General features: G+C 43.3%; 19 protein-coding genes. 12 read left to right on the top strand and 7 right to left on the bottom strand.

Annotated elements, in window-relative coordinates:
• Positions 1 to 18 precede the first annotated feature (18 nt).
• The 3 genes from CTT31_RS01345 to can are packed head-to-tail and all read left to right on the top strand — an operon-like array spanning position 19 to position 2,963.
• Positions 19 to 1,071, top strand: coding sequence for an ABC transporter substrate-binding protein (locus CTT31_RS01345; protein WP_260492388.1), 1,053 nt, complete (start codon positions 19 to 21; stop codon positions 1,069 to 1,071).
• Positions 1,072 to 1,098: 27 nt separating this feature from the next.
• The gene (locus CTT31_RS01350) at positions 1,099 to 2,295 is read left to right on the top strand and encodes an SAM-dependent methyltransferase (protein ID WP_260491811.1); all 1,197 of its coding nucleotides are present in this window, start codon (positions 1,099 to 1,101) and stop codon (positions 2,293 to 2,295) included.
• Positions 2,295 to 2,963 carry a carbonate dehydratase gene (gene can, locus CTT31_RS01355; protein ID WP_010607772.1) on the top strand — a complete coding sequence of 223 codons (669 nt, stop codon included), beginning with the start codon at positions 2,295 to 2,297 and terminating at the stop codon, positions 2,961 to 2,963. Before CTT31_RS01350 ends, can begins: the two co-directional genes overlap by 1 nt.
• Before the next feature lie 66 nt (positions 2,964 to 3,029).
• Here the strand turns inward: can and ubiK are convergent, their stop codons facing one another.
• Positions 3,030 to 3,299, bottom strand: coding sequence for a ubiquinone biosynthesis accessory factor UbiK (ubiK, locus tag CTT31_RS01360; RefSeq protein WP_010376312.1), 270 nt, complete (start codon positions 3,297 to 3,299; stop codon positions 3,030 to 3,032).
• A 194-nt stretch (positions 3,300 to 3,493) separates the two neighbouring features.
• Between ubiK and rep the strand changes: the two genes are divergently transcribed.
• On the top strand, positions 3,494 to 5,509 hold the full coding sequence (gene rep, locus CTT31_RS01365) for a DNA helicase Rep (RefSeq protein ID WP_010607774.1): 2,016 nt from the start codon (positions 3,494 to 3,496) through the stop codon (positions 5,507 to 5,509).
• Here rep and CTT31_RS01370 read toward each other — a convergent pair.
• The 3 genes from CTT31_RS01370 to elbB all read right to left on the bottom strand — a co-directional run bounded on the left by CTT31_RS01370 (position 5,495) and on the right by elbB (position 9,575).
• Positions 5,495 to 8,065, bottom strand: a complete 2,571-nt coding sequence (locus CTT31_RS01370; protein ID WP_260491812.1) for a sensor domain-containing diguanylate cyclase — start codon at positions 8,063 to 8,065, stop codon at positions 5,495 to 5,497. The genes rep and CTT31_RS01370 overlap by 15 nt on opposite strands.
• A 221-nt stretch (positions 8,066 to 8,286) precedes the next feature.
• A complete protein-coding gene (locus CTT31_RS01375; RefSeq protein WP_088529636.1) occupies positions 8,287 to 8,679 on the bottom strand; it encodes a c-type cytochrome in 393 nt (130 codons plus the stop codon).
• A 245-nt stretch (positions 8,680 to 8,924) separates the two neighbouring features.
• Positions 8,925 to 9,575 (bottom strand): isoprenoid biosynthesis glyoxalase ElbB, encoded by a 651-nt coding sequence (gene elbB, locus CTT31_RS01380; RefSeq protein ID WP_239979682.1) that lies wholly within the window; start codon positions 9,573 to 9,575, stop codon positions 8,925 to 8,927.
• A gap of 432 nt (positions 9,576 to 10,007) precedes the next feature.
• Between elbB and polA the strand changes: the two genes are divergently transcribed.
• The 3 genes from polA to CTT31_RS01395 all read left to right on the top strand — a co-directional run bounded on the left by polA (position 10,008) and on the right by CTT31_RS01395 (position 14,466).
• A complete protein-coding gene (gene polA / locus CTT31_RS01385) occupies positions 10,008 to 12,764 on the top strand; it encodes a DNA polymerase I (protein ID WP_260491813.1) in 2,757 nt (918 codons plus the stop codon).
• Between the two features lie 615 nt (positions 12,765 to 13,379).
• The gene (locus tag CTT31_RS01390; RefSeq protein WP_069018828.1) at positions 13,380 to 13,949 is read left to right on the top strand and encodes a YceI family protein; all 570 of its coding nucleotides are present in this window, start codon (positions 13,380 to 13,382) and stop codon (positions 13,947 to 13,949) included.
• Positions 13,936 to 14,466: a DUF1285 domain-containing protein gene (locus CTT31_RS01395; protein WP_253106409.1), complete on the top strand. Its 531-nt coding sequence runs from the start codon at positions 13,936 to 13,938 to the stop codon at positions 14,464 to 14,466. The genes CTT31_RS01390 and CTT31_RS01395 overlap by 14 nt, the downstream gene beginning before the upstream one ends.
• A gap of 26 nt (positions 14,467 to 14,492) precedes the next feature.
• On the opposite strand, the gene yihA is transcribed toward CTT31_RS01395, so the two are convergent.
• Positions 14,493 to 15,131: a ribosome biogenesis GTP-binding protein YihA/YsxC gene (yihA, locus tag CTT31_RS01400; RefSeq protein WP_260491814.1), complete on the bottom strand. Its 639-nt coding sequence runs from the start codon at positions 15,129 to 15,131 to the stop codon at positions 14,493 to 14,495.
• Between the two features lie 453 nt (positions 15,132 to 15,584).
• Here yihA and CTT31_RS01405 point away from each other — a divergent pair, with 453 nt between their 5' ends.
• From CTT31_RS01405 to CTT31_RS01420, 4 genes are all read left to right on the top strand, one after another.
• Positions 15,585 to 16,217: a c-type cytochrome gene (locus CTT31_RS01405; protein ID WP_039494612.1), complete on the top strand. Its 633-nt coding sequence runs from the start codon at positions 15,585 to 15,587 to the stop codon at positions 16,215 to 16,217.
• A gap of 636 nt (positions 16,218 to 16,853) precedes the next feature.
• Complete coding sequence (locus tag CTT31_RS01410) at positions 16,854 to 17,507, top strand: class I SAM-dependent methyltransferase (protein WP_260491815.1); 654 nt, start codon at positions 16,854 to 16,856, stop codon at positions 17,505 to 17,507.
• A gap of 24 nt (positions 17,508 to 17,531) precedes the next feature.
• Positions 17,532 to 18,119, top strand: a complete 588-nt coding sequence (yihI, locus tag CTT31_RS01415; RefSeq protein ID WP_260491816.1) for a Der GTPase-activating protein YihI — start codon at positions 17,532 to 17,534, stop codon at positions 18,117 to 18,119.
• Positions 18,119 to 18,634: a DUF2489 domain-containing protein gene (locus tag CTT31_RS01420; protein ID WP_010376294.1), complete on the top strand. Its 516-nt coding sequence runs from the start codon at positions 18,119 to 18,121 to the stop codon at positions 18,632 to 18,634. Before yihI ends, CTT31_RS01420 begins: the two co-directional genes overlap by 1 nt.
• A gap of 157 nt (positions 18,635 to 18,791) precedes the next feature.
• On the opposite strand, the gene CTT31_RS01425 is transcribed toward CTT31_RS01420, so the two are convergent.
• Complete coding sequence (locus CTT31_RS01425) at positions 18,792 to 19,478, bottom strand: 4'-phosphopantetheinyl transferase family protein (protein ID WP_260491817.1); 687 nt, start codon at positions 19,476 to 19,478, stop codon at positions 18,792 to 18,794.
• 121 nt (positions 19,479 to 19,599) lie between these two features.
• Positions 19,600 to 20,166, bottom strand: coding sequence for an NADPH-dependent FMN reductase (locus CTT31_RS01430; RefSeq protein ID WP_010607787.1), 567 nt, complete (start codon positions 20,164 to 20,166; stop codon positions 19,600 to 19,602).
• A gap of 107 nt (positions 20,167 to 20,273) precedes the next feature.
• On the opposite strand from CTT31_RS01430, the gene CTT31_RS01435 reads away from it, so the two are divergent.
• Positions 20,274 to 21,161 (top strand): LysR family transcriptional regulator, encoded by an 888-nt coding sequence (locus CTT31_RS01435; RefSeq protein WP_010376285.1) that lies wholly within the window; start codon positions 20,274 to 20,276, stop codon positions 21,159 to 21,161.

A 21,161-nucleotide genomic window follows, 5' to 3' on the forward strand; every position in this document is an offset into this window, starting at 1 on the left:
GAAAAACGCAAGGATATGATGTTTAGGTACTATGTTGCGTTATTACTTTTATTTTTGAGCACTCAAATTGCAGCCCTTGAAAAAGTCACATTACAGTTAAAGTGGACGCATCAATTTCAGTTTGCTGGTTACTATATGGCAAAGGAAAAAGGGTTTTATCATAGGGAAGGGTTAGACGTTCATATTCTTCCTGCCGATCCCAATAATCCTAACGTTGATTTTCGCGTGCTATACGGGCAAGCACAGTTTGGTGTGTTTCACTCTGGTCTTTTAAAACAAAGGCTCAACGGTAAACCTTTTGTGGCGCTTGCTGCGATCCTACAGTCTTCTCCTTATTGTTGGATGGTAAGAGCCAACAGTGATATTTATGTTCCCCGTGATTTTCAGGGGAAACGCCTCAGTCATTTAGGACACACAGAAAACGGTGAGTTACTCATGATGTTGCAACGTGCAGGCGTCAATACACAAAATATGCGCTTGTATTCAGGCAGTGAGCCACTGAAAGACTTTATCGCGGGTAAATTTGATGCGATGCAAGTATATAGCACCAATGAGCCCTATGCAGTACAGCAAAGCGGTCTATCAACCCGTGAAATTTGCCCTAAGCAGTTTGGTTTAAACGTTTATGCTGACGTGCTCTTTACTACGGAAAGCGTACTAGAAAACCGCCCTGAGCTTGTTAAACGCTTTCGTCGCGCGAGCCTTAAAGGTTGGCGATACGCTATGTTACATCTAGAAGAGACTTTAGCGATAACTAAGCAGCAATACGCTACCCAAAAAACCCTAGAACAGCTCGCATTTGAGGCAGAGAAGTTAAGGGAATTCATCAAGGTGGCTAATATTCCAATTGGAACAATGTCAACGGCAAAATGGCAATGGATAGCACAGCTATATCACTTAGATGTGAGTCAGTTTCATGAACACAAAGCGCGCTTTATTTATTCAGAAGTGAAGAATGAACAACCTAAGCTATCTTGGGTGTTGATTATTGCAGCGATTTTGACATTGGTTTGTATCCCAATGTATATCCACTTAATTTTTTCTCGTAAATATCATCAACAATTACGCTAGAATAAGGGTATTGTTTCTCTGACAACCGTGGCCATTGTGGAACCGAGCAAACGCTTTCAACTTCTAGATAAATTATTATTCGATACCCGACAATATTGGCAAGTCATTGCTTTTGAGCATCTCACTATTCCTTGGCCACAACTGCAATCTGAATTACTGCGGTTAAGCGATGATGCAGTATCAACATTAGACAGTGACACTGATGCCCTTTTTGCTTTTTTTAGTTGCTATATTCCCGAACTTGAACAACTTGCGGCCTTAAGTGCTTTACCGCAAAAAGTGGGCCGTAGAGATGAGTTACCGTTTTGGCTGAGCAATGGCATAAAGGGACGTAAATTAGAGCAACTTCAAGACTTTGTTGCCGCAGTAAACGAAACCAAAGCATCGGTACTAGAGTGGTGCGCAGGTAAAGGTCATTTAGGCCGATTGCTTTCTTATCATGGCGCGCCTGAAGTGAACAGTATTGAGCTTCAAGCAGATCTGTGTCGACAAGGAGAGGAAAGTGCGAAGCGGCAAAATCTAAACTTGCATTTTCATTGTGCCGACGTGCTGAAAGATGACATACATCACCACTTCGTTGAAAACCGCCATGGTATTGCCCTGCATGCATGTGGTGAATTACATCGTGTATTTATGCACCAAGCAGTGGCGAATGGCATGAAAAAGCTATCGCTCTCTCCATGCTGCTATCACTTATTTACACCACCTGATTATCAAGCCATGAGTGTTGAAGCACAGCAGAGTCAGCTCAACTTATCTCATCACGATATGAAGTTAGCGCTGCAAGAGACAGTTACAGCACCCGGGAGAGTGGCACAAGTACGTAAAAAAGAGGTGAGTTGGCGCTTAGGGTTTGATGCGCTGCGCAGAGAACTTACCGCAGATAAACATTACGTGAGTGTGCCTTCGGTCAATAAGGCTATTTTTTCGGGGTCGTTTAGTGAATTCTGTTATTGGGCAGCTGAGCAGAAGCAGCTCGTCCTACCTGATGGAATTGATTTTGACCAATATGAACGTATTGGGCGTGAACGAAAGCAAGTAACGGACAGAATTGAGCTAGTACGACACGTGTTTCGTCGTGCGATTGAGATCTGGTTGGTCCTGGATAGGGTTTTATATCTGCAAGCAGCTGGGTATGATGTCACCCTTAGTACTTTTTGCGAAAAGTCGCTCACCCCAAGGAATATTTTGATACAGGCTGAACGTCAGTCGGAGAACCATTAATGTGTAATACGAGCCCAAGTCCACTGAGTCACTTACTCGATAATAATAAACAGTGGGCAGATCGCACCAATGCCAGTGATCCTGAGTTTTTCAAAAAACTGTCGCAACAACAGAATCCAGATTATCTATGGATCGGCTGCTCTGACTCTCGTGTGCCTGCCAACGAGATTGTTGATTTAATGCCTGGAGAATTGTTTGTTCACCGCAATGTTGCCAATGTCGTGGTGCATACTGATCACAACTGTTTGTCGGTCATGCAGTATGCGGTTGAGGTGCTCAAAGTGGATCACATCATGGTGGTCGGTCACTACGGTTGTGGCGGAGTGCAAGCGGTGCTCGATAATGCTAAGTTTGGCCTTATCGATAACTGGCTGCGTCATGTCGCTGATGTGAAAGAGAAACACCAAGCGATTATTGAACAAGTGAGCAAAGAAAAGCAGTGTGCGGCGCTTTGCGAGTTAAATGTGATAGAACAGGTGCGTAACGTGTGTCAGAGCAATATCGTTCAAGATGCTTGGCAGCGAGGTCAAGCTTTGACGGTACACGGGTGGGTTTATGGCCTTGCTGATGGCCTCTTAAATGAGGTGGTGAACGCCGTAGAAAATATGGAGCAACTGTCGCTTTGCTATGAAAAGTCTCTGCTTGGTGTGAACCAGCGCTATTGCTAGGGTCAACAGAGTTTAGAGATTGCGTGCGCCACAAGCGCACGCTTTACTATCCGAAGCTGTGGTTGCTTATTCCTGTGAGTCGGATGCTTGGCTGGCAAGTTGTGCTTCTAACTGCGCCACTTTTTCTTCAAGTTCAACCAATTTTTCACGCGTGCGGATCAGCACTTTGCTTTGAATATCAAACTCTTCTCTGCTAACAAAATCCATTTCTGATAATTTGCTCTGGATCGCCTGTTTCGTTCTTGCTTCAAATGTTTCAGCAAGATTTTTTACGCCCTGTGGCATGTTACTGGAAATTTGCTTAGCAATTTCTTCAATTTTGGCTGGATTAATCATCTTCTTACCTTAGCTTGCGAGTCAGTATACAAAGTCCATCTTACCTTATGCGCCGCAGACGGAAAAGGTTCGCTTCATAGTTTTACATGGATACGGTAAACTAGCATGCTTAGTTTATAAGAATTCCTCAACCCCTCAGCACTGACAGTTGTTGCCAACATTGTGCCAAGCGAGAAGATAACCGGATTAGTTGCATGAAGCTCAACCCAAAACAAGACGAAGCGGTAAAATATATCAGTGGTCCATGCCTTGTATTGGCGGGCGCGGGCTCAGGTAAAACCCGGGTTATTACCAATAAAATTGCCTACCTAGTGCAGCAGTGTGAATACAAAGCCAAGAATATCGCTGCGGTCACCTTTACCAACAAAGCGGCGAAAGAAATGCGTGAACGGGTGGCACAAACTTTGGGCAAGCAAGAAGCTAAGGGTTTGTGGGTGTCGACATTCCATACATTAGGGCTGGAAATCATTAAAAAAGAGGTCAAGACCTTAGGCTACAAACCTGGCTTTTCCTTGTTTGATGATCAAGACACCAATCAGTTGTTAAGTGAACTCACTGAAAAAGAGCTTGAGCGTGATAAAGACTTACTCAACTTGCTGAAGATGCAGATTGGTAATTGGAAGAATGAGCTTATTTTGCCAGAGCGCGCTATTCGAGAAGCGCGAGAGCCACAAAAAGCGCTATTCGCTCAGCTTTATGCGCGTTATCAAACACAGCTGCGTGCTTACAATGCGTTAGACTTTGATGATCTTATTATGATCCCAACTTTGCTTTTAAATCAGTCGGTTGATGTAAGAGAGCGCTGGCAGCAGCGATTCCGCTATTTGCTGGTGGATGAGTATCAAGATACCAATACCAGCCAGTATCAGTTAGTGAAACTGCTCGTTGGTGAGCGCGCACGTTTTACTGTGGTTGGTGACGATGATCAGTCTATCTATTCATGGCGTGGCGCTAAACCGCAAAACTTGGTGCTGTTGAGCAAAGATTTTCCGGGCCTAAGACTTATCAAGTTGGAGCAAAACTACCGTAGTGCTGGGCGGATCCTAAAGGCCGCGAATATTCTTATCGCCAACAATCCCCATGAATTTGATAAACAACTGTTTAGTGAACTGGGGTACGGCGACCCGATCCGTGTGATAGCGACTCGTGACGAAGAACATGAAGCGGAGCGTGTGGTCGCGGAGATCATTTCACACAAATTTATGAAACGTACCAGCTATCGCGACTATGCATTGCTCTATCGCGGTAATCACCAAGCTCGAGTGTTTGAAAAGGCACTCATGACCAACCGTATTCCATACAAAATTAGTGGCGGTATGTCGTTCTTTGCACGCAGTGAAATCAAAGACATCATGGCTTATTTACGGTTCTTAGTGAATCAAGATGATGACAACGCATTTTTACGTATCGTCAATACCCCACGACGCGAGATTGGTCCGGTGACATTAGAAAAGCTAGGTAGCTTTGCCAACGAGCGCCATATTAGTCTATTTGCTGCGTGTTTTGAGTCAGAGCTCGCGGATCGCTTGGCGGGTCGTGGCTTAAATGCATTGATGGGATTTGCGCGCTGGGTGGTTGAGCTTTCCGACCGAGCAACTCGCGGAGATACCTTGGAAGCGGTAAAAGATATGATCCGTGAAATTAATTACGAAGCGTATCTTTACGAGTCATCTCCCAGCGCTAAAGCGGCGGAAATGCGGATGAAAAACGTATCAGAATTATACCGTTGGATAAGTGATATGCTCACGGGGGATGCTGATAACCCCGCCATGACACTGCCAGAAGTGGTAAGCAAATTGACGTTAAGAGATATGCTTGAGCGCAATGAAGAGGAAGATGACTCAGATGCGGTGCAGTTATTAACGCTGCATGCGTCCAAAGGTTTGGAATATCCACACGTATTTATGGTGGGGATGGAAGAAGGCTTACTACCTCACCAAACGAGTATTGATGAAGATAATGTCGAAGAGGAAAGGCGTTTGGCCTACGTAGGTATAACTCGAGCTCAGCAAACCTTAACATTGACTTATACCAAGAGTCGTCGTCAATTTGGCGAGCAGATCACCCCTGAGCTGAGTCGCTTTGTACAAGAATTGCCGCAAGATGATTTACAAATTGAAGGGAAAAAGCCTGTGGCGACACAGGCAGAACGAATGGAAAAAGGTAAGTCTAACGTTGCAAATTTACGGGCAATGCTAAGACGGGACTGATTCGTTATCAAAACTCTGGATAAAGGCTACACGTTCGTTGCCCTTATCCAGCATTTGCTGTTTGCCAAAAAACAGCTGCAAGCCATGCTTTTCCAGCAAGCTTCTAAAGTTTAAAATCGCAGGACCTCGGGCGATAACCTTAATATTCTTCACCTTAGTAACGGCTAAAATACCTTGTAATTGAACCTCATAACTCGTTTGCTGTAAGACGCGTTTACTAAACGTTGAGCTTAATAAGACATAGGTAAAGTCAACTTGGCTAATTAGGGTTAGATCGCAGCGATCTTTACCAAAATTATTCAGCCCAATTGGGATCCCCATATCGGCCAAGGCTCTGAGATTTAATACCTGCTGACTAGAAGCAAAGCGAATTTCGCTTTCTTCGAAGAGCAAACAAAGTGTTTTGTCTTGCCGCTTAAGCTGCTGCTTTAGCGCGTCAAAATGTGCGCTTTCTAGTAACATTGCAGAGCAACCAAATAGCATATCTTCATCGCGGCTAAGGGCAATTTCTTGCGCTTTGTTAAGTAGGTGCAATTCAATTTCAAGCAGTTGAGATTTTTCTGCGGCAAACTTTTTCAGAATATCAAAACTGGTGCTGCCTAACACTGGATGCTCGCCAAAGGCTTCCAAAAAGCCAATTGGTTGGGCGTTATCAGACCAGTTCACGATTTCAGTACAGCGGAAGTGGGTAGGGAGCTTATCTAAGTGATGCTGCTCTTGCTGCTTTTGAGCATTTGAGCTTGCGGTTAGCAATGGATGATAAAATTCATAGCGACCACGGCCAGCATTTTTGGCATAGTACATTGCCGCATCGGCATCTCTGATGATTTCATCGGTGTTACGGTATAGCTTATTACTGTAGGTGATCCCTATGCTGGCACCGCTTTGCATGCATACCCCCTTCAAACAGAAAGGTTGCTGCATGACTTTGATAATACGTTTGGCGACATCTTCCGCTTGCTGACGATCGGTTAGGTGATCAAGTAAGATCACGAATTCATCACCAGCAAGTCGAGCTAATAAATCGTGTTCACGAATACACTCTAAGAATGACTGCGCCACCCACACCAAAAATTGATCACCTGCCTGATGACCTAATTCATCATTAATGTCTTTAAATTTATCTAAATCAATAAAAAGAACAGCAAAGTTATCTTCGGGATAACGATGATGTTTCTTCAGCGTCTTTTCAAGCTGAGTTAAAAACAAACTACGGTTTGGAAGACCCGTGAGTGAATCATGATGAGCATCATGATAAAGCTGTTGCTCAATCTTTTTGCGCTCTTCCATCTGCATTTGCAGGTGTAAATTGGCCTGCTGTAGCTCTTTGGTTTTTTCCGCAACTCGATGTTCTAACTGCTGGTGACTGATCTTAAGCGCTTGGTTCGCTAGATGTGTTTGTAAGACAGAGGCAATCTGATTAGATACAAAAGAGATCAGCTCAACATCATCATAATTAAATTCGTGTTTGTGCTCATAAGCCTGACATGCGATCAGGCCGATGACGCCAGTAGCGGTTTTTAATGGTGCACCAAGCCAACTGGTTGCAGCAAGCTTGTGGTTATAGCCTGCAGGGCGTTCTACTGTGCCCTCGAGTGCTAAGGCTTTGGCGCGGGTACTGTCTATTAACTGGCTTTGCTCAGTACGAATGACCAGCTCACTATACCCTTTTGCAAATGGACGAGGGTTATAATTGGTTTTTTCATCAACGCTATACGGGAAGGTAAGCCAATTCGTCTCTTTATCGTAAAGCGCTATATAGAGGTTGTCGGCAAAAGTAATTGAGCGAATAATGTCGTGAACTTGTTGGTAAACATCGTCAATATCGGAGAACTGGGTTGCTAATTCAGAAATCTTGAATAAGATTTGCTGTCTTTCTAGCGCACGCTTGCGGTTTTCTATCTCTTTATTAAGTGCTTCATTACTTTGCATTAGTGCCCGCGTGCGAATTTTCACTTCAGACTCTAGTAACTCACGTTTTTTAACGCGTTCGATCGCTGTGGCCAGATACAGTGACATTACTTCAAGCAATTCAACTTGATGATCGCTGTAGGATTGCTCGGCTTCGTAGCTTTGCGATACCATAACGCCAATAATTGCGCCGTCGCGGTAGATAGGTACACCCACCCAATGCTCTGCTTGACTGCCCATTATCTTAAACTCGCCAGCATTGGCTCGCGACAGCATGTCATCTTTGGTGAGATAAACGGTTTCGCCGGTTTTAAATACAAAACCAGTCACACCATCTTTAAAGTGATGCGCTTCATGAAGTGGGACAGAAATACCGTCTTTCTCATCAACAAAATACGATAGCTCAAGCGCTTGAGTAAAGCGATTTTGCAGGACAACGTAAAAGCTTTTGCTAGGTAAATATTGAGATAGAATATTGTGGATTGCGGGATACAACAGGGTAAGCTCAGCAACAGTGCTAGCCTGTTCTGATAACTGAATTAATGTGTATTGAAGTTGAGACTTTCTTTTATATTTTTTGAGTAAAGACTCTAATCTGGCGGTTCGCCGAGATAGTCTCCTAACCTGCTGTTGTGGCTCTTCCAATGACGAAACCAGTTCTTATTGTTGTTTAATTATTGAGCTTAATAGTTTCACTTTTAGCCGAGGCGGTCAAGTGTAAATTTCTCATTCCTGCTCGCTTTATAAAGTAATATCAAGCCAGCGTTAATCACGGCTTTTATGGCACTATATTGAGACGAAAATGCAGCGATAAACGCTGCACTGTCCAATAAGTCTTTCTACCCTAAATAGAGAAGTTGAAATACTTATTTGCTTGTCATGAAATCGATTGCTGCTGCAATCTCATCATCCGAGCAGTTCATACAAGTACCACGAGGAGGCATTGCGTTAAAACCGTTAATTGCGTGGTCTAATAGTACGTCTGAACCTTTCGCTAGGCGCGGTGCCCAATCGTCAGCTGTTTTTGGTGCGCCTAATGCGCCAGTGCCGTGACAAGCAAAACATGCTGCTTGATAAACTTGCTCACCTGAACGAGGTCCTGATGGCTCGGCTTCTGCAGCACTTTCAGCACCAGCTAAATATACTGAGCCGATAGGCTGAAGACGTTTCTTAATCGCTTCTTCAGTTAAAGAATTGTCGTATGGTTGCGCAACTGCGGCTGTTGATAGCAATAAAAGTGCTGCTGAAAGTTTTTTCATTTACCTTGCTCACTTCGTTTGAACGTGTTCAATCACGATAATGGATGACGGAATTATTGGGATTATAACGTCACCTGTTCATTTATAAAACGTAAACTTGAGTATAAATGGTTAAAACCATTAATTTATTGCGTTAGGGCAAGCTTTTCTGCCTAAATTTGCAATCGCTCAAGGCCGAAAAGCGAGTTGTTCGGCCTTGGCGTTTTCCTTTACTAATACGAATGGATGGGGGGAAGCGATCGCCTCTATGCCATTTCGATTAGTCTAGTCACTGCCTTTTCGATACCTGTCGCGGCTTCAAGGATGGATGACGCCAGCATATATGCCGGTGTACTAATCACTTTTTCATTGTCATCAACGACGATCTCGGTCACTTCACAATCCACGTGCTTTGCACCAAGCGTATTAACTGCCGCTGCGGTATCAACATCATTACCTATGGTCGCGAGTGTACCCGGTGTATGGATATGGGCGATGAGTGCTGGCGCAATGCACAAATAAGCGATAGGTTTTTGCTGGTGATTGAACTCACGACATACGCGCTTTACGCTTTCAAGAATCGTAGAGTCTGCGCCTTTAAAAGCAAAATCAGAAAGATTCTTTGCTACACCAAAACCTCCTGGTAATACCAAAGCATCGAATTCGTCAGCACTTAATGTTTCCAGATCTGCAATTTCTCCGCGTGCAATGCGGGCGGCTTCAACAAGAACATTACGACGTTCATCTTGTTCTTCACCGGTGATGTGATTGATCACATGGAATTGATCAATATTAGGTGCAAAGCACTGATAGCTTGCCCCTGCTTTTTCAAGATTGAGTAGTGTTAATACTGACTCGTGGATCTCGGCACCGTCGAATACTCCACAGCCACTTAAAATTACCGCTACTTTTTTCATTCATTTCTCCCTTCAATGTCACATCATGCGCGCTATATGCATAAAAAGAATTATGCACGAATTAAAAAATTATAAAGGATCTTCTATGATCTTTGATCAATTGTGTTAGTATACTCCTCCGCTTGAGAAAATCAGGCTATTTTTTACTCACCCAGATTGTTAAGCGTGACTAAAAAAATTCTTTATCCACAAAGCGGTAAAGATAATAACAATAAAAAAGGCACAAAAAGCGCAAGTAAATCAAAGTTTTAATTTACACTCTGACTTTTAAAACAAAGTTTCGGAGCGATTTTTCGTGTTTGTCTACAAAGTTATCCACAGGTGCAGCACGATTTATCTAAATGATGAGATAACGCGAAACTCGTTTTATCTTGTGCCTTGTGGCATCCTTACATTCTACTCCACAAAAGACTAATTTAGGATCCAATATTTATGTCTCAGATCCCTCAAAATCCGTTGATCTTGGTTGATGGTTCTTCCTATTTATTTCGTGCTTATCATGCGCCACCACATTTAACAAATTCAAAAGGTGAAGCAACTGGTGCGATCTACGGTGTGATCAATATGCTTAAGAGTTTGCTTAAGCAATATCAACCAAGTCATATGGTAGTAGTCTTTGACGCTAAAGGGCCAACTTTCCGCAACGAAATGTATAGTGAGTATAAAGCGCATCGCCCGCCTATGCCGGATGATCTGAGAACGCAAATTGAGCCAATCCATGAAATAATTAAAGCGATGGGCCTGCCACTGGTAAGTATAAGTGGTGTTGAGGCCGATGACGTGATCGGTACATTCTCTAAAATAGCGTCAGAGCAAAGTCGCCATGTGCTAATCAGCACTGGTGATAAGGATATGGCGCAATTGGTCAATGAACATGTCACGTTGATCAACACAATGACGAATACGATCTTAGGCCCTGAAGGGGTAGTGGATAAGTTTGGTATTGGTCCTGACTTGATCATCGACTATCTCGCGTTAATGGGAGATAAGGTCGATAATATTCCGGGCGTACCAGGCGTTGGTGAAAAAACGGCATTGGCGATGCTTCAGGGGTTAGGCTCTATCGATTCGCTCTACGAAAACTTAGACAAAATTGCTGATTTAGGTTTTCGTGGCTCAAAAACCATGGCGAAAAAACTAGAGGAACACCAAGCGCAGCTAAAATTGTCGTATGAATTAGCCACTATCAAGCTGGATTGTGAAGTAGAGCAAGACTTAGAGCAATTTAAGATAGCCGAGATGGATAAAGATCGCCTAATCGAGCTATATGGTCAGTGTGAATTTAAGCGTTGGTTAGCTGAATTGCTGGATGGTCAGTCACAAGCTGACATCGTTGATGTGGAGGCTGAAGGGTCGGCGCCTGCGGCGGCGCAGGTCGACACCCAGTATGAGACCATTTTGACAAAAGCACAGCTTGATGACTGGGTAACCAAGTTAAAAGCAGCCGAGCTCATTGCTTTTGATACTGAAACCACCAGTGTTAACTATATGCAGGCGGATCTAGTTGGAATGAGCTTTGCGGTTGCACCGGGCGAAGCGGCTTACTTACCAATCAATCACGATTATGTGGGAGCACCTGAGCAGCTTTCTCAAGAGATAGTGTTTGAGATCATGGCACCACTACTTGCAGATCCTCAGATCAAAAAAGTGGGTCAAAATTTAAAATATGATCAAAGTGTGCTTGCTCGTGCAGGGCTTGAACTGCAGGGGATCGCTTTTGATACCATGTTGGAGTCTTACGTATTTAACAGCGTAGGAACTCGCCACGATATGGACTCCTTGGCGCTAAAATATTTAGGCCATAAAACCATTAGCTTTGAAGACATTGCAGGCAAAGGTAAAAACCAACTGACCTTTAACCAAATTGAGCTAGAAAAGGCGGCACCTTATGCAGCGGAAGACGCTGATATTACGCTGAGATTGCATCAACACCTCTGGCCGCTCATTGAAAAAGAAAATCGCCTTAAGCAGGTATTTACAGAGATTGAATTACCGCTACTGAGCGTACTTTCTCGCATTGAACGTACTGGTGTGCACATCGATGGCGATATGCTAGCGAAGCAAAGTATCGAGATTGAAAAACGCTTAGGTGAGCTTGAACAACAAGCTTTTGAAATTGCAGGTGAGGAGTTCAACCTGAGTTCAACAAAGCAACTACAAGCGATATTGTTCGACAAACTTGCGCTACCAGTGATTAAGAAAACGCCAAAAGGCGCGCCTTCAACGGCCGAAGAAGTACTACAAGAGTTGGCGCATGATTATCCACTGCCAAAACTTATTATTGAGCACCGTGGCTTGGCTAAGCTGAAATCAACCTATACCGACAAATTACCAAAATTGGTTAATGCGGATACCGGTCGCGTGCACACTTCTTATCATCAAGCCGTTACTGCAACGGGCCGTCTAAGCTCAAGCGATCCTAACTTGCAAAATATTCCGATCCGTAATGAAGCGGGACGTCGTATTCGTCAGGCATTTGTTGCCGACAATAATAAACAAATCGTCGCGGCGGATTACAGCCAAATCGAGCTTAGGATCATGGCACATTTGTCACAAGACAAAGGGTTGTTGAGTGCCTTTGCTGAAGGTAAAGATGTACACAGTGCAACAGCGTCTGAAGTGTTTTCCGTGCTGCTTGAGGAAGTGACTTCTGATATGCGCCGAAAAGCCAAAGCAGTTAACTTTGGTCTGATCTATGGCATGAGTGCGTTTGGTCTGTCACGTCAGTTAGATATTCCAAGAAATGAAGCGCAACATTATATGGATATGTACTTTGAACGCTTCCCTGGTGTATTAGAGTATATGGAGCGCACGCGTGAAGAGGCTGCTGATAAAGGGTATGTAGAAACCTTATTCGGTCGCCGCTTGTATCTACCGGATATCAATGCGCGTAATGGCGCTCGCAGAAAAGCAGCAGAACGTGCAGCCATCAACGCACCGATGCAGGGCACTGCGGCGGACATCATCAAAAAAGCGATGATTAAAGTGGATGAATGGCTACAAAGCTGTGATAGCAATGATATCCAGTTGCTCATGCAAGTGCACGATGAATTAGTGTTTGAAGTACACAGTGATAAAGTTGCTGAATACAGTGAAAAGATCTGTGAGTTGATGAGCGCTGCGGCAGCACTTGATGTACCGTTACTAGTTGAAGCCGACAGTGGTGACAACTGGGAACAAGCACACTAGTTGATATTAAAATCTATCCGAGTTGCACTATTCGATTAGACTAGTGCAACTTCATTCATCTTTGTTTGCAAGTATACACTAGCAGCATAGCGTCTTAATTTTGTAGCTTCTGTTAATCCCTAGTAACAAAAAACAAATTAACGTTGAAAGTTTATCAAATTGGCTCAAGTTTTGCTTTTTGGTGTTTATTTCTGGACGTCTATTTGTTAGAGTTCGCGCCGTCCTCATCCTGTAGGACATCCTGTTGATGATGTATCTCTCGAAAGAGGATACAGTGTATTGATAGCTTCTCCCCAGATTGCTATAGCGGCTCGTAACTTTTACGGGCCGTCTTTTTCTTCTCTTTTCAAAGATGATACCAATTGATGTAACTCCCCAATCAATGTGCAGGTGAAACCCCTATTAACTTAGTTAAAAATTTATCGTTTAGGGCAGCTAAATCACAACATTTTTGCTTGGCTACTAAAGCTATTTTCTCGCTATAAAGTGAATACGATGGGCGTAAAAGTATTCCAACATAACGACGAGTTTATGATTAAAGGTTTATTTAATTTGCACTGCGTTTTACACTGAGCGCTCAAATGCAATTCACTCTCATTTCATAAGGAAGTCGTCATGCTAAAGTACCTTCTTTTAGGTAGTGCACTTATTTCTTCTCAGGCGTTCGCAGCTTGGCAATTTAATCAACAACAAAGCGATGTTAGTTTTGTGTCTGTGAAACAGACTAGCGTTGCAGAAGTACATCATTTTAAAACGATAGATGGTACATTATCTGCTAAAGGCGAGCTTGAGGTTAATATTGACCTGGCAAGCGTTGAAACGATGATCCCGATCCGTAATGAACGCATGCAAAAGATGCTGTTCAATGTAGCGCAACACCCAAAGGCGAAAGTTAACGCTGATGTTTCTGAAGTGCTTGCTAAACTTAAAGCTGGTACACAAAAAATCAATGATGTAACAGCAACATTGACACTGCATGGTCAGATCCAAAAGATCAGCCTAGACTTATTGATAACGAAAAGTGCAAATGGCTTGGTGGTTACACCGGTAAATGCATTTATTCTCGATTCTAAGCAGTTTGGGTTAGATAAAGGAATTGAAGCGCTACGAGAAATCGCGGGTCTGAAGACTATCGCGACTAGCGTGCCTGTTAGCTTCAACTTGGTTTTTGATGAACAAAATTGATGCGTTAATCAAACAGTATGTTACGACTCATGCGCCGACCGAAAATTGGTCGGCGCCGTCGTGCGGTTTTTCTGACATAAAAATTGCAGCGGATGGTCGTTGGTTTCATCAAGGGCGTGAAATTAAACGGCAATCGCTAGTTGCCTTGTTTGCTAGTGTTTTAACCTTTGATGGTCAACAGTATTGGTTAAAAACACCTGCAGAAAGTTGTGAGATAGAGGTGCTTGCTCATCCTTTTATCATCGAGCAATGGCGTTATTGTGATGAAGCATCAGCTTTGGAGTTATCACCGTGTATTATCGCGATAGATAATTTAGGCCGTGAATGGCCCATTTGTGATGTGTTTCCATTAGCGCTTGAGCATGTTAATGGAGGAGATATTCCATTTCTCACACTCAATTATGGTTTAACCGCTAGAATTTCACGAAATGTCTATTATCAGTGGGCTGAATTGCTTGAGGAAGATGAAAAAGGCTTTTATCTGATGTCGGCAAAGACGCGCTTTTATCTTAGCTAAGCGCGCCCTACGTTAGCGAATTGGTATTACTCGCTTGCTTCCCCTTGAGCTTCTTTGACAAACGGACCTAAGTACCAATCATCCAGTTTCCACGCTAATTCGTTTAATCCAATGCCTTTCAAAGAAGAAAACGCGTGAACTGTGATATCACCGTTTATTTCAGATAGCGCACGACGTACTTGTAGTACTTCTGCTTTGCGCTTACCTTGTTTTAGCTTATCGGCTTTAGTCAACAACGCCAATACCGGTATATTGCTGCCAGTCGCCCAGTTGATGAGATCCATATCGAGATCTTTAAGAGGGTGACGAATATCCATTAATACCACAATCCCTTTAAGACATTTGCGGCGTTGTAAATATTCACCTAATGCTTTTTGCCACTTCTTTTTCATCTCTAATGGGACTTTTGCAAAGCCATAGCCAGGTAAATCAATCAAACGCTGATCTTCACCTAGAGAAAAAGTATTAATAAGCTGAGTCCGGCCAGGTGTTTTACTGGTGCGTGCCAGCTTTTGGTCTGTAAGCGTATTGAGCGCGCTCGACTTACCAGCGTTAGAACGACCCGCAAAAGCAACTTCAATTCCAGTGTCTGGTGGCAGTTTACTGATATCTGGGGCACTTGTGATAAATTGTGCCTGATTGTATTTAACGCGAGATTTTAGCACGCTGACTCCTAACTGATTAAACTTTCGCGGATGGAATTGCGTATTTTATAACAGTATGACGGAAACCAAAAGCATTGTGAGGTTTGTTCTAAATGCCGCTTTTGTTGCTAATTGGCCGAAGCGTCGTCCCAATATTAATTAATCTAGGTCAAGTCCCTATAAATTATAAGCTTAATATGGGCAGAAAACGTGCCAGAGAAAGTAATATCGTGTAGAATGTAGAAATTGCAATGTCAATCTAAAGTGTATACCTATCAGTAGTCACTACTGAGCAAGGCGTATTTAGATGGATCGGTGCTGTTTGGCGTTATATTTGCTAAGTTTGCATGTATGATTCATCTGATTAACATAACAACCTAATTAGTACTGATTGGTATTATTTGCCCGAGCAATAAAGAGAGCGACTTTATTTGCGAGGGTACAAATTACAGGGTCGGAAACAGAGAATTTACCATGAAAAAAATAGCATTAACTTTAACAATGTTGCTTGGTACGTTGTCAGCAAGCAACGCATCGGCATTCGATGGTGACGCGGAAGCAGGTAAAGCAAAGTCTGCAACGTGTGCAGCATGTCACGGTCCAGATGGCAATGCCCCTGTGACTATGTATCCTAAAATCGCAGGTCAGCATGCAGATTATATCTATAAGCAGCTACAAGAGTTTAAGCTAGGTATGACGTCTGGTGGTAAAGAAGGGCGTATGGATCCTGTGATGAGTGGTATGGCTATGCCGCTGTCAGATCAAGATATGAAGGATTTAGCCGCCTATTTCTCTTCTTTATCTATGTCTGCGGGTTCAACGCCGGAAGATGTTGTTGCTGTAGGTCAGAAGCTATATAAAGCCGGTGATGCTGAGCGTGGTATTCCAGCTTGCGCTGCGTGTCACGGTCCTCGTGGTAACGGTACTTCTTTAGCTAAGTTCCCTAAAGTATCATTCCAGCACCCTGAGTACATCAAATCACAGCTTGAGAAGTTCCGTGATGGCACTCGTAACAACGACATGAATGGTATGATGCGTGATATCGCGCAGAAGCTTACAGACAAAGACATCGAAGTATTATCTAAGTACTTAGGTGGTCTACACTAAAGTCGTATAGTGAGTTTACCTCTCTCAGTGTAAACTCTTACTATTGAAAAAAGGGCAGCATAGGCTGCCTTTTTTTGTTGTTGAGGTTGTGAGATATATCTCACTTTTTATGTGAGATATTTGCTCGTTCAATATGTGAGTTTTAGCTTATTTTTAAGTTTTTGTTCAGTGTAAGTTTATGTAATTCATCTTTTTTCTGTTTAATTAAAAAAATTAAGGTAAGAAATTTGTTATTAAACAGTTGTAACTCAAGCTCAGGAGCGTAGATTATTCGTTGTCGCCAAGCAATACAAAAAAAGGGACAATTCGATACGGAAGCGTAGGTGGCAAAGTTATGTATCTAGTTGGATACGAAGGACTATCAAGAAAGCGTCAGGAAGACCGAGAATAAGAAAATCACGGAAGTCTCATAATAAAAACAATATGGAAAGTGTCACGGAAGTCTAAAATAAAAACAATACGGACGACAATAAAATAAAAAGAATAATAATAAGACTTAAAAGTCGAAGGGAGAAGTGTCCAGTTGTGACGCTCAGATTAGTAGGCGGTAGAGAGTGATCTCTGCCGCCTTTTTATTTGGTTGCCTCTATTATACCTGATACAATAGCCGCCTTATTAAGCAATCACTGTTGACCATTGCAAGATTCAACTCTATTCAGTTGTGGCCTGTGCCAAGGTAATCAGCTTGAAGCCTACCATCAAGACAAGTATCGACTGTACTGGCAATGTCAAACCTGCCAGTTGGTGATGGTTGATCCCAAGTCGAGATTAACACCAGCTCAAGAAAAGGCCATTTATGATAGCCATGAAAACGATCTGGCCGATGAAGGCTATCGTCGCTTTCTAGCACGAGTGGCGGCTCCACTGTTGGCACGTTTGGCGACACCAAGCCATGGCTTAGATTTTGGCTGTGGGCCTGGCCCGCTGCTTGCGAAAATGCTTGAGGAAGCAGGGCATCAGGTGGCTTTGTTTGACCTGTACTATGCTAATGATGCCAGTGTACTTACTCGTCAGTACGACTTTATCGTCAGTACAGAAGTGGTGGAACATTTAGCAGAACCTGCAAAAGTATTAACGCAATTGTTAGCATGCTTAAATGTGGGAAAGCCGCTGGCATTGATGACTAAGCTCGTCATTGATAAAGCACGCTTTGCGAATTGGCACTATAAAAATGACCTAACGCATATTTCATTTTTTAGCCGGGAAAGCTTTGTGTATTTTGCCGCGCAGCAGGATTGTGAATTAGAATTTATTGGGAATGATGTCATCATTCTCACCAAGCGTAGTTAACGCGAGAATTTTGGATAACCAATTATGAGCAGAAAGAAAAAGACACGTAAAGTTGCAGCCAATGGAACACCAAGGCTGAGTAAAGAAAAGCTCCAAGCATTACGTGCACTCAAAGAGCAGCGTAGCAAAAAAACCAAGGGTAAAAAGCCGGGTTCTAGAAATGCACCAGAGATCCTAGTGAAAGAGCAATCAAACACGACGACCAATAAAGATCCGCGTGTTGGTAGCAAAAAGCCCATTTCTTTGGTTGCTGAGCCACAACCGACTAAGTCGAATACACAGCCAGAGATGAAGCGCCATCTACAGCCGCAAGTTAAGTTAACTACAGCCGTAGAGACGTTAACTCCAGAGCAAGAGCTTGAGCAGTTAGAAAATGATGAACGCTTGATGGCGCTACTTGAACGCCATGAACGCGGTGAACTGCTAACAGGTAAAGATGCGAAATACTTCAATCGCGGAATTGCACGTCATCAGGAGCTATGTGAGATCTTAGGAATTGATGATGAGTTTGAAGAAGGCGATATGCTAGAAGATGATCCAATGGATCAGTTTATGAGTAATGATCTAGCAAATGAATGGCTAGACGACGACTTTGAGGAAGATGATAAGTAATGAATACTGCATGGATCATCGCAATCATTATTGGTGCCCTGATTATTGCTGGACTGGCGTTTTACGCGGGTAAATTACTATGGCAACTGAAGGTGCAAAAAGAGCAGATTGCCAAACATCGCGAGCAAAAGGCTGCTGAGCTTGAAAAGTCACGGCAGCAGCGCAATGGAAAAATTGCGGATAGCGTTAACTTGATCGCGCGTGCGATGAAGGAAAAACAATGTGAATATTCTGAAGGGTGTTTACGAGTTTGGGTACTCATCTCGCAATATAGCTTTGACGAGGAAGTTGACTTACAACAGAGTTATCCAGGTGTTTATCAGATGTATGATGAAGTCAAAGAAATGCCAACTCATGACGCGCGTAAGAAGTATTCTAAAAAAGAGATTTTCAAAATGGATAGCCAGCGTTGGCGTGCTGAAGAGCGCCTAGAAGCAGAGATCTTACAGGACTGTGAAAAGCTGATAGCGCGCTTTAAAGCGGCTGCTGGCAGTGAAAATGTTGTGTTTCAGTAAGTTGGCTTTGGAAAACGGCTAAGTGAATCTTTATCCAAACTTCAGATTAAACGCCCCAAGTGGGCGTTTTTTAGTTCTAAATGAGAAGTTTTTAACCCAGTTAGGGTCAGGTTTACTCCTTCAAGTTGAGTAAGTATTAAGTCAAATAGGCATGAGTTTACTGTGTGATGTATTCACATTCGGTCAGCACTAAAGCGTCTTTACATTGGTAATATACTTCCACTTGTTTTCCTTCGCCTAAATCCTTGTGTAGCGTTTCCATCAAAGTGAAAATAAGTTTCTTGTCATCAAACTGAGTCAGCTTGACGGCATCAAAGCCAAAGAACTTTTGCACCGTGCTATAAAGTGCCTTAAATATGCTTTCTTTGGCCGAGAAAATAACGGTCAACGGACAGTGCACTTGCTCGCCAAAAAGCGCAAAAATTTCAGCTTCTTCAGGATGTAAGATTTGCCGTTGTAGTTCGACTTCCTGCTTCGGTTTCATATCTCTTTCGATATCAATGCCTAAGCCTTTCACGGCGATATCATCAGTAGCAATCGCAGCCGCGATCCCTCGAGTATGCGTGATACTGGCAACAATATTTGCAGGCCAGATAGGCGCCCGATCGGAGCCGTTACGCAGTGTAAAGTCACCTTGTCCAAATTGCGCTAGGCAAGCCTTGGCACATATCCGTCCTGCTAAAAACTCGGCTCGCCTTTTCGCTACCGCTTTATCAAGAGAAGCGGGCTGGAGGATATTTTGCTGTTCAAAGGAAAGCGCGCCAAAGCTGTCAGGATCAAACTGAATGCAATGAAAATGGTGTGAGAGGTAGGGGGTAAATAGGTGACTCTGAGTGCTTTGCAAAGCTGACTCCCGTTATTCGTATCCATTATTACAAGGCTGATATTGCGCCTCTAATTCGCTTTGGACGCTTAGTGTGCATGAGCTAAGCGTCCATAGCAAGATATGAACGAGAGATTGAAAGTTATTTTAGCTTACTTGCAACTGACACCAGTTGCAGAGCGAGGCTTGATACTTTTTCAGCAAGTTCTGGGTCTTTAATTTTACCTTGATCATCAAATACATTAAATGCGCTAGGTACAGCCAATTGGTCTGCGAGTACTAAACTGCCAATGCCAGATAGCACATCGCGGACATGGTTTAGGCCACGTAATCCACCTAAGCCGCCTGGTGAGGCTGCATAGAGTGCCACTACTTTGTTTCTAAATGCTGGCACTGCACCTTGTTCTGTTCTAGATGCCCAATCTATTGCGTTCTTGAGCACCGCAGTGAAGGAGCCGTTGTATTCTGGACTTGCTAATAGAATACCATCGGCATCGCGTAGCTTGTCTTTTAAAAGTTGAGCACCTTTTGGTGTGCCTTGTGCTTCAAGATCCTCATCGAACATTGGAATATCTAAATCTTGTAACTTGATCACTTCTACTTCTGCGCCACTTTCTAGTGCAAAGTTTGCTGCGGCTTGGATGAGTAATTGGTTGTAGCTGTCTTTTCTTAAACTGCCTGCTAGTGCGATAATTTTTGCTGTAGTCATCTTGCTGATACCTTATTTTGTTTCGTTAAAGTGATAGTAGCAAAATTTTACTTGCACAAAACCGAAATAAACGCAAAGCTTGTGTGCATATATGCACAGAGGTAGTTATGGATAAATTCACAGATTGGCAGGATCTTAAGGTCGCTTATACGGTTGCCAAGCTTGGTACCTTATCAGCGGCAGCAGAGCATTTAGAGATCCACCACAGCACGGTACTTAGGCGAATAAATAGCTTAGAAGAAGCACTGGGAACGCGGTTATTTCACCGTCATGCCCGAGGTTATCAGGTAACACAGGCAGGAGAAAAGTTACTTGCGACGGCGAGTCAAATAGACGAGCGCTTGATGGAGTTGAGTACTTCTATTGTTGCTTCGGACAGCCAGCTTAGAGGTAAGCTTTTGGTGACAACGGTCAGTGGTTTTATGGATATGCTGTCGGAGCCTTGTTTGACTTTTCAGCAATTACACCCACAGGTCCAACTTGAAGTCATTCTCGACCAAAAGCGTTTACGCTTAGATCACGGACAGGCGCATGTTGCGGTGAGGGCAGGACCAAAGCCCGATGAGCCCGACTACATAGTGCAGCATCTAAATACTTTAGAAGCAGGTTTGTATGCGTCTTCAAGCTATATCAAGCGTATGGGGATCCCTAAAACACTTGAAGCGTTACAGGCGCATTACTTTGTCTCTGGTGTGGCCGGATTTAATGCAAGAGTGCCATATTTCGCTTGGGTAGATGAACATATCCCTGAGACACAAGTGACGCTTAGGGTATCTGAAACGTCAGATGCGTCACGTGCCATTGTTAATGGTTTAGGTATTGGTGGGCTACAGCACGATGTAGCAAAGCGTTACCCAGATTTACAGCCAGTGTTGCGTGATGAGTTAAAATGGTTAAGCCAAGTTTGGCTAGTTACCCATGTACTGGTTCACCGAACGGCCAAAGTACAGGCATTATGTGACGTGTTAAAGCGCCATTTTGCTAACCTGAACTGA

The organism is Pseudoalteromonas maricaloris, from assembly GCF_024746855.1.
Lineage (GTDB): Bacteria > Pseudomonadota > Gammaproteobacteria > Enterobacterales > Alteromonadaceae > Pseudoalteromonas > Pseudoalteromonas maricaloris.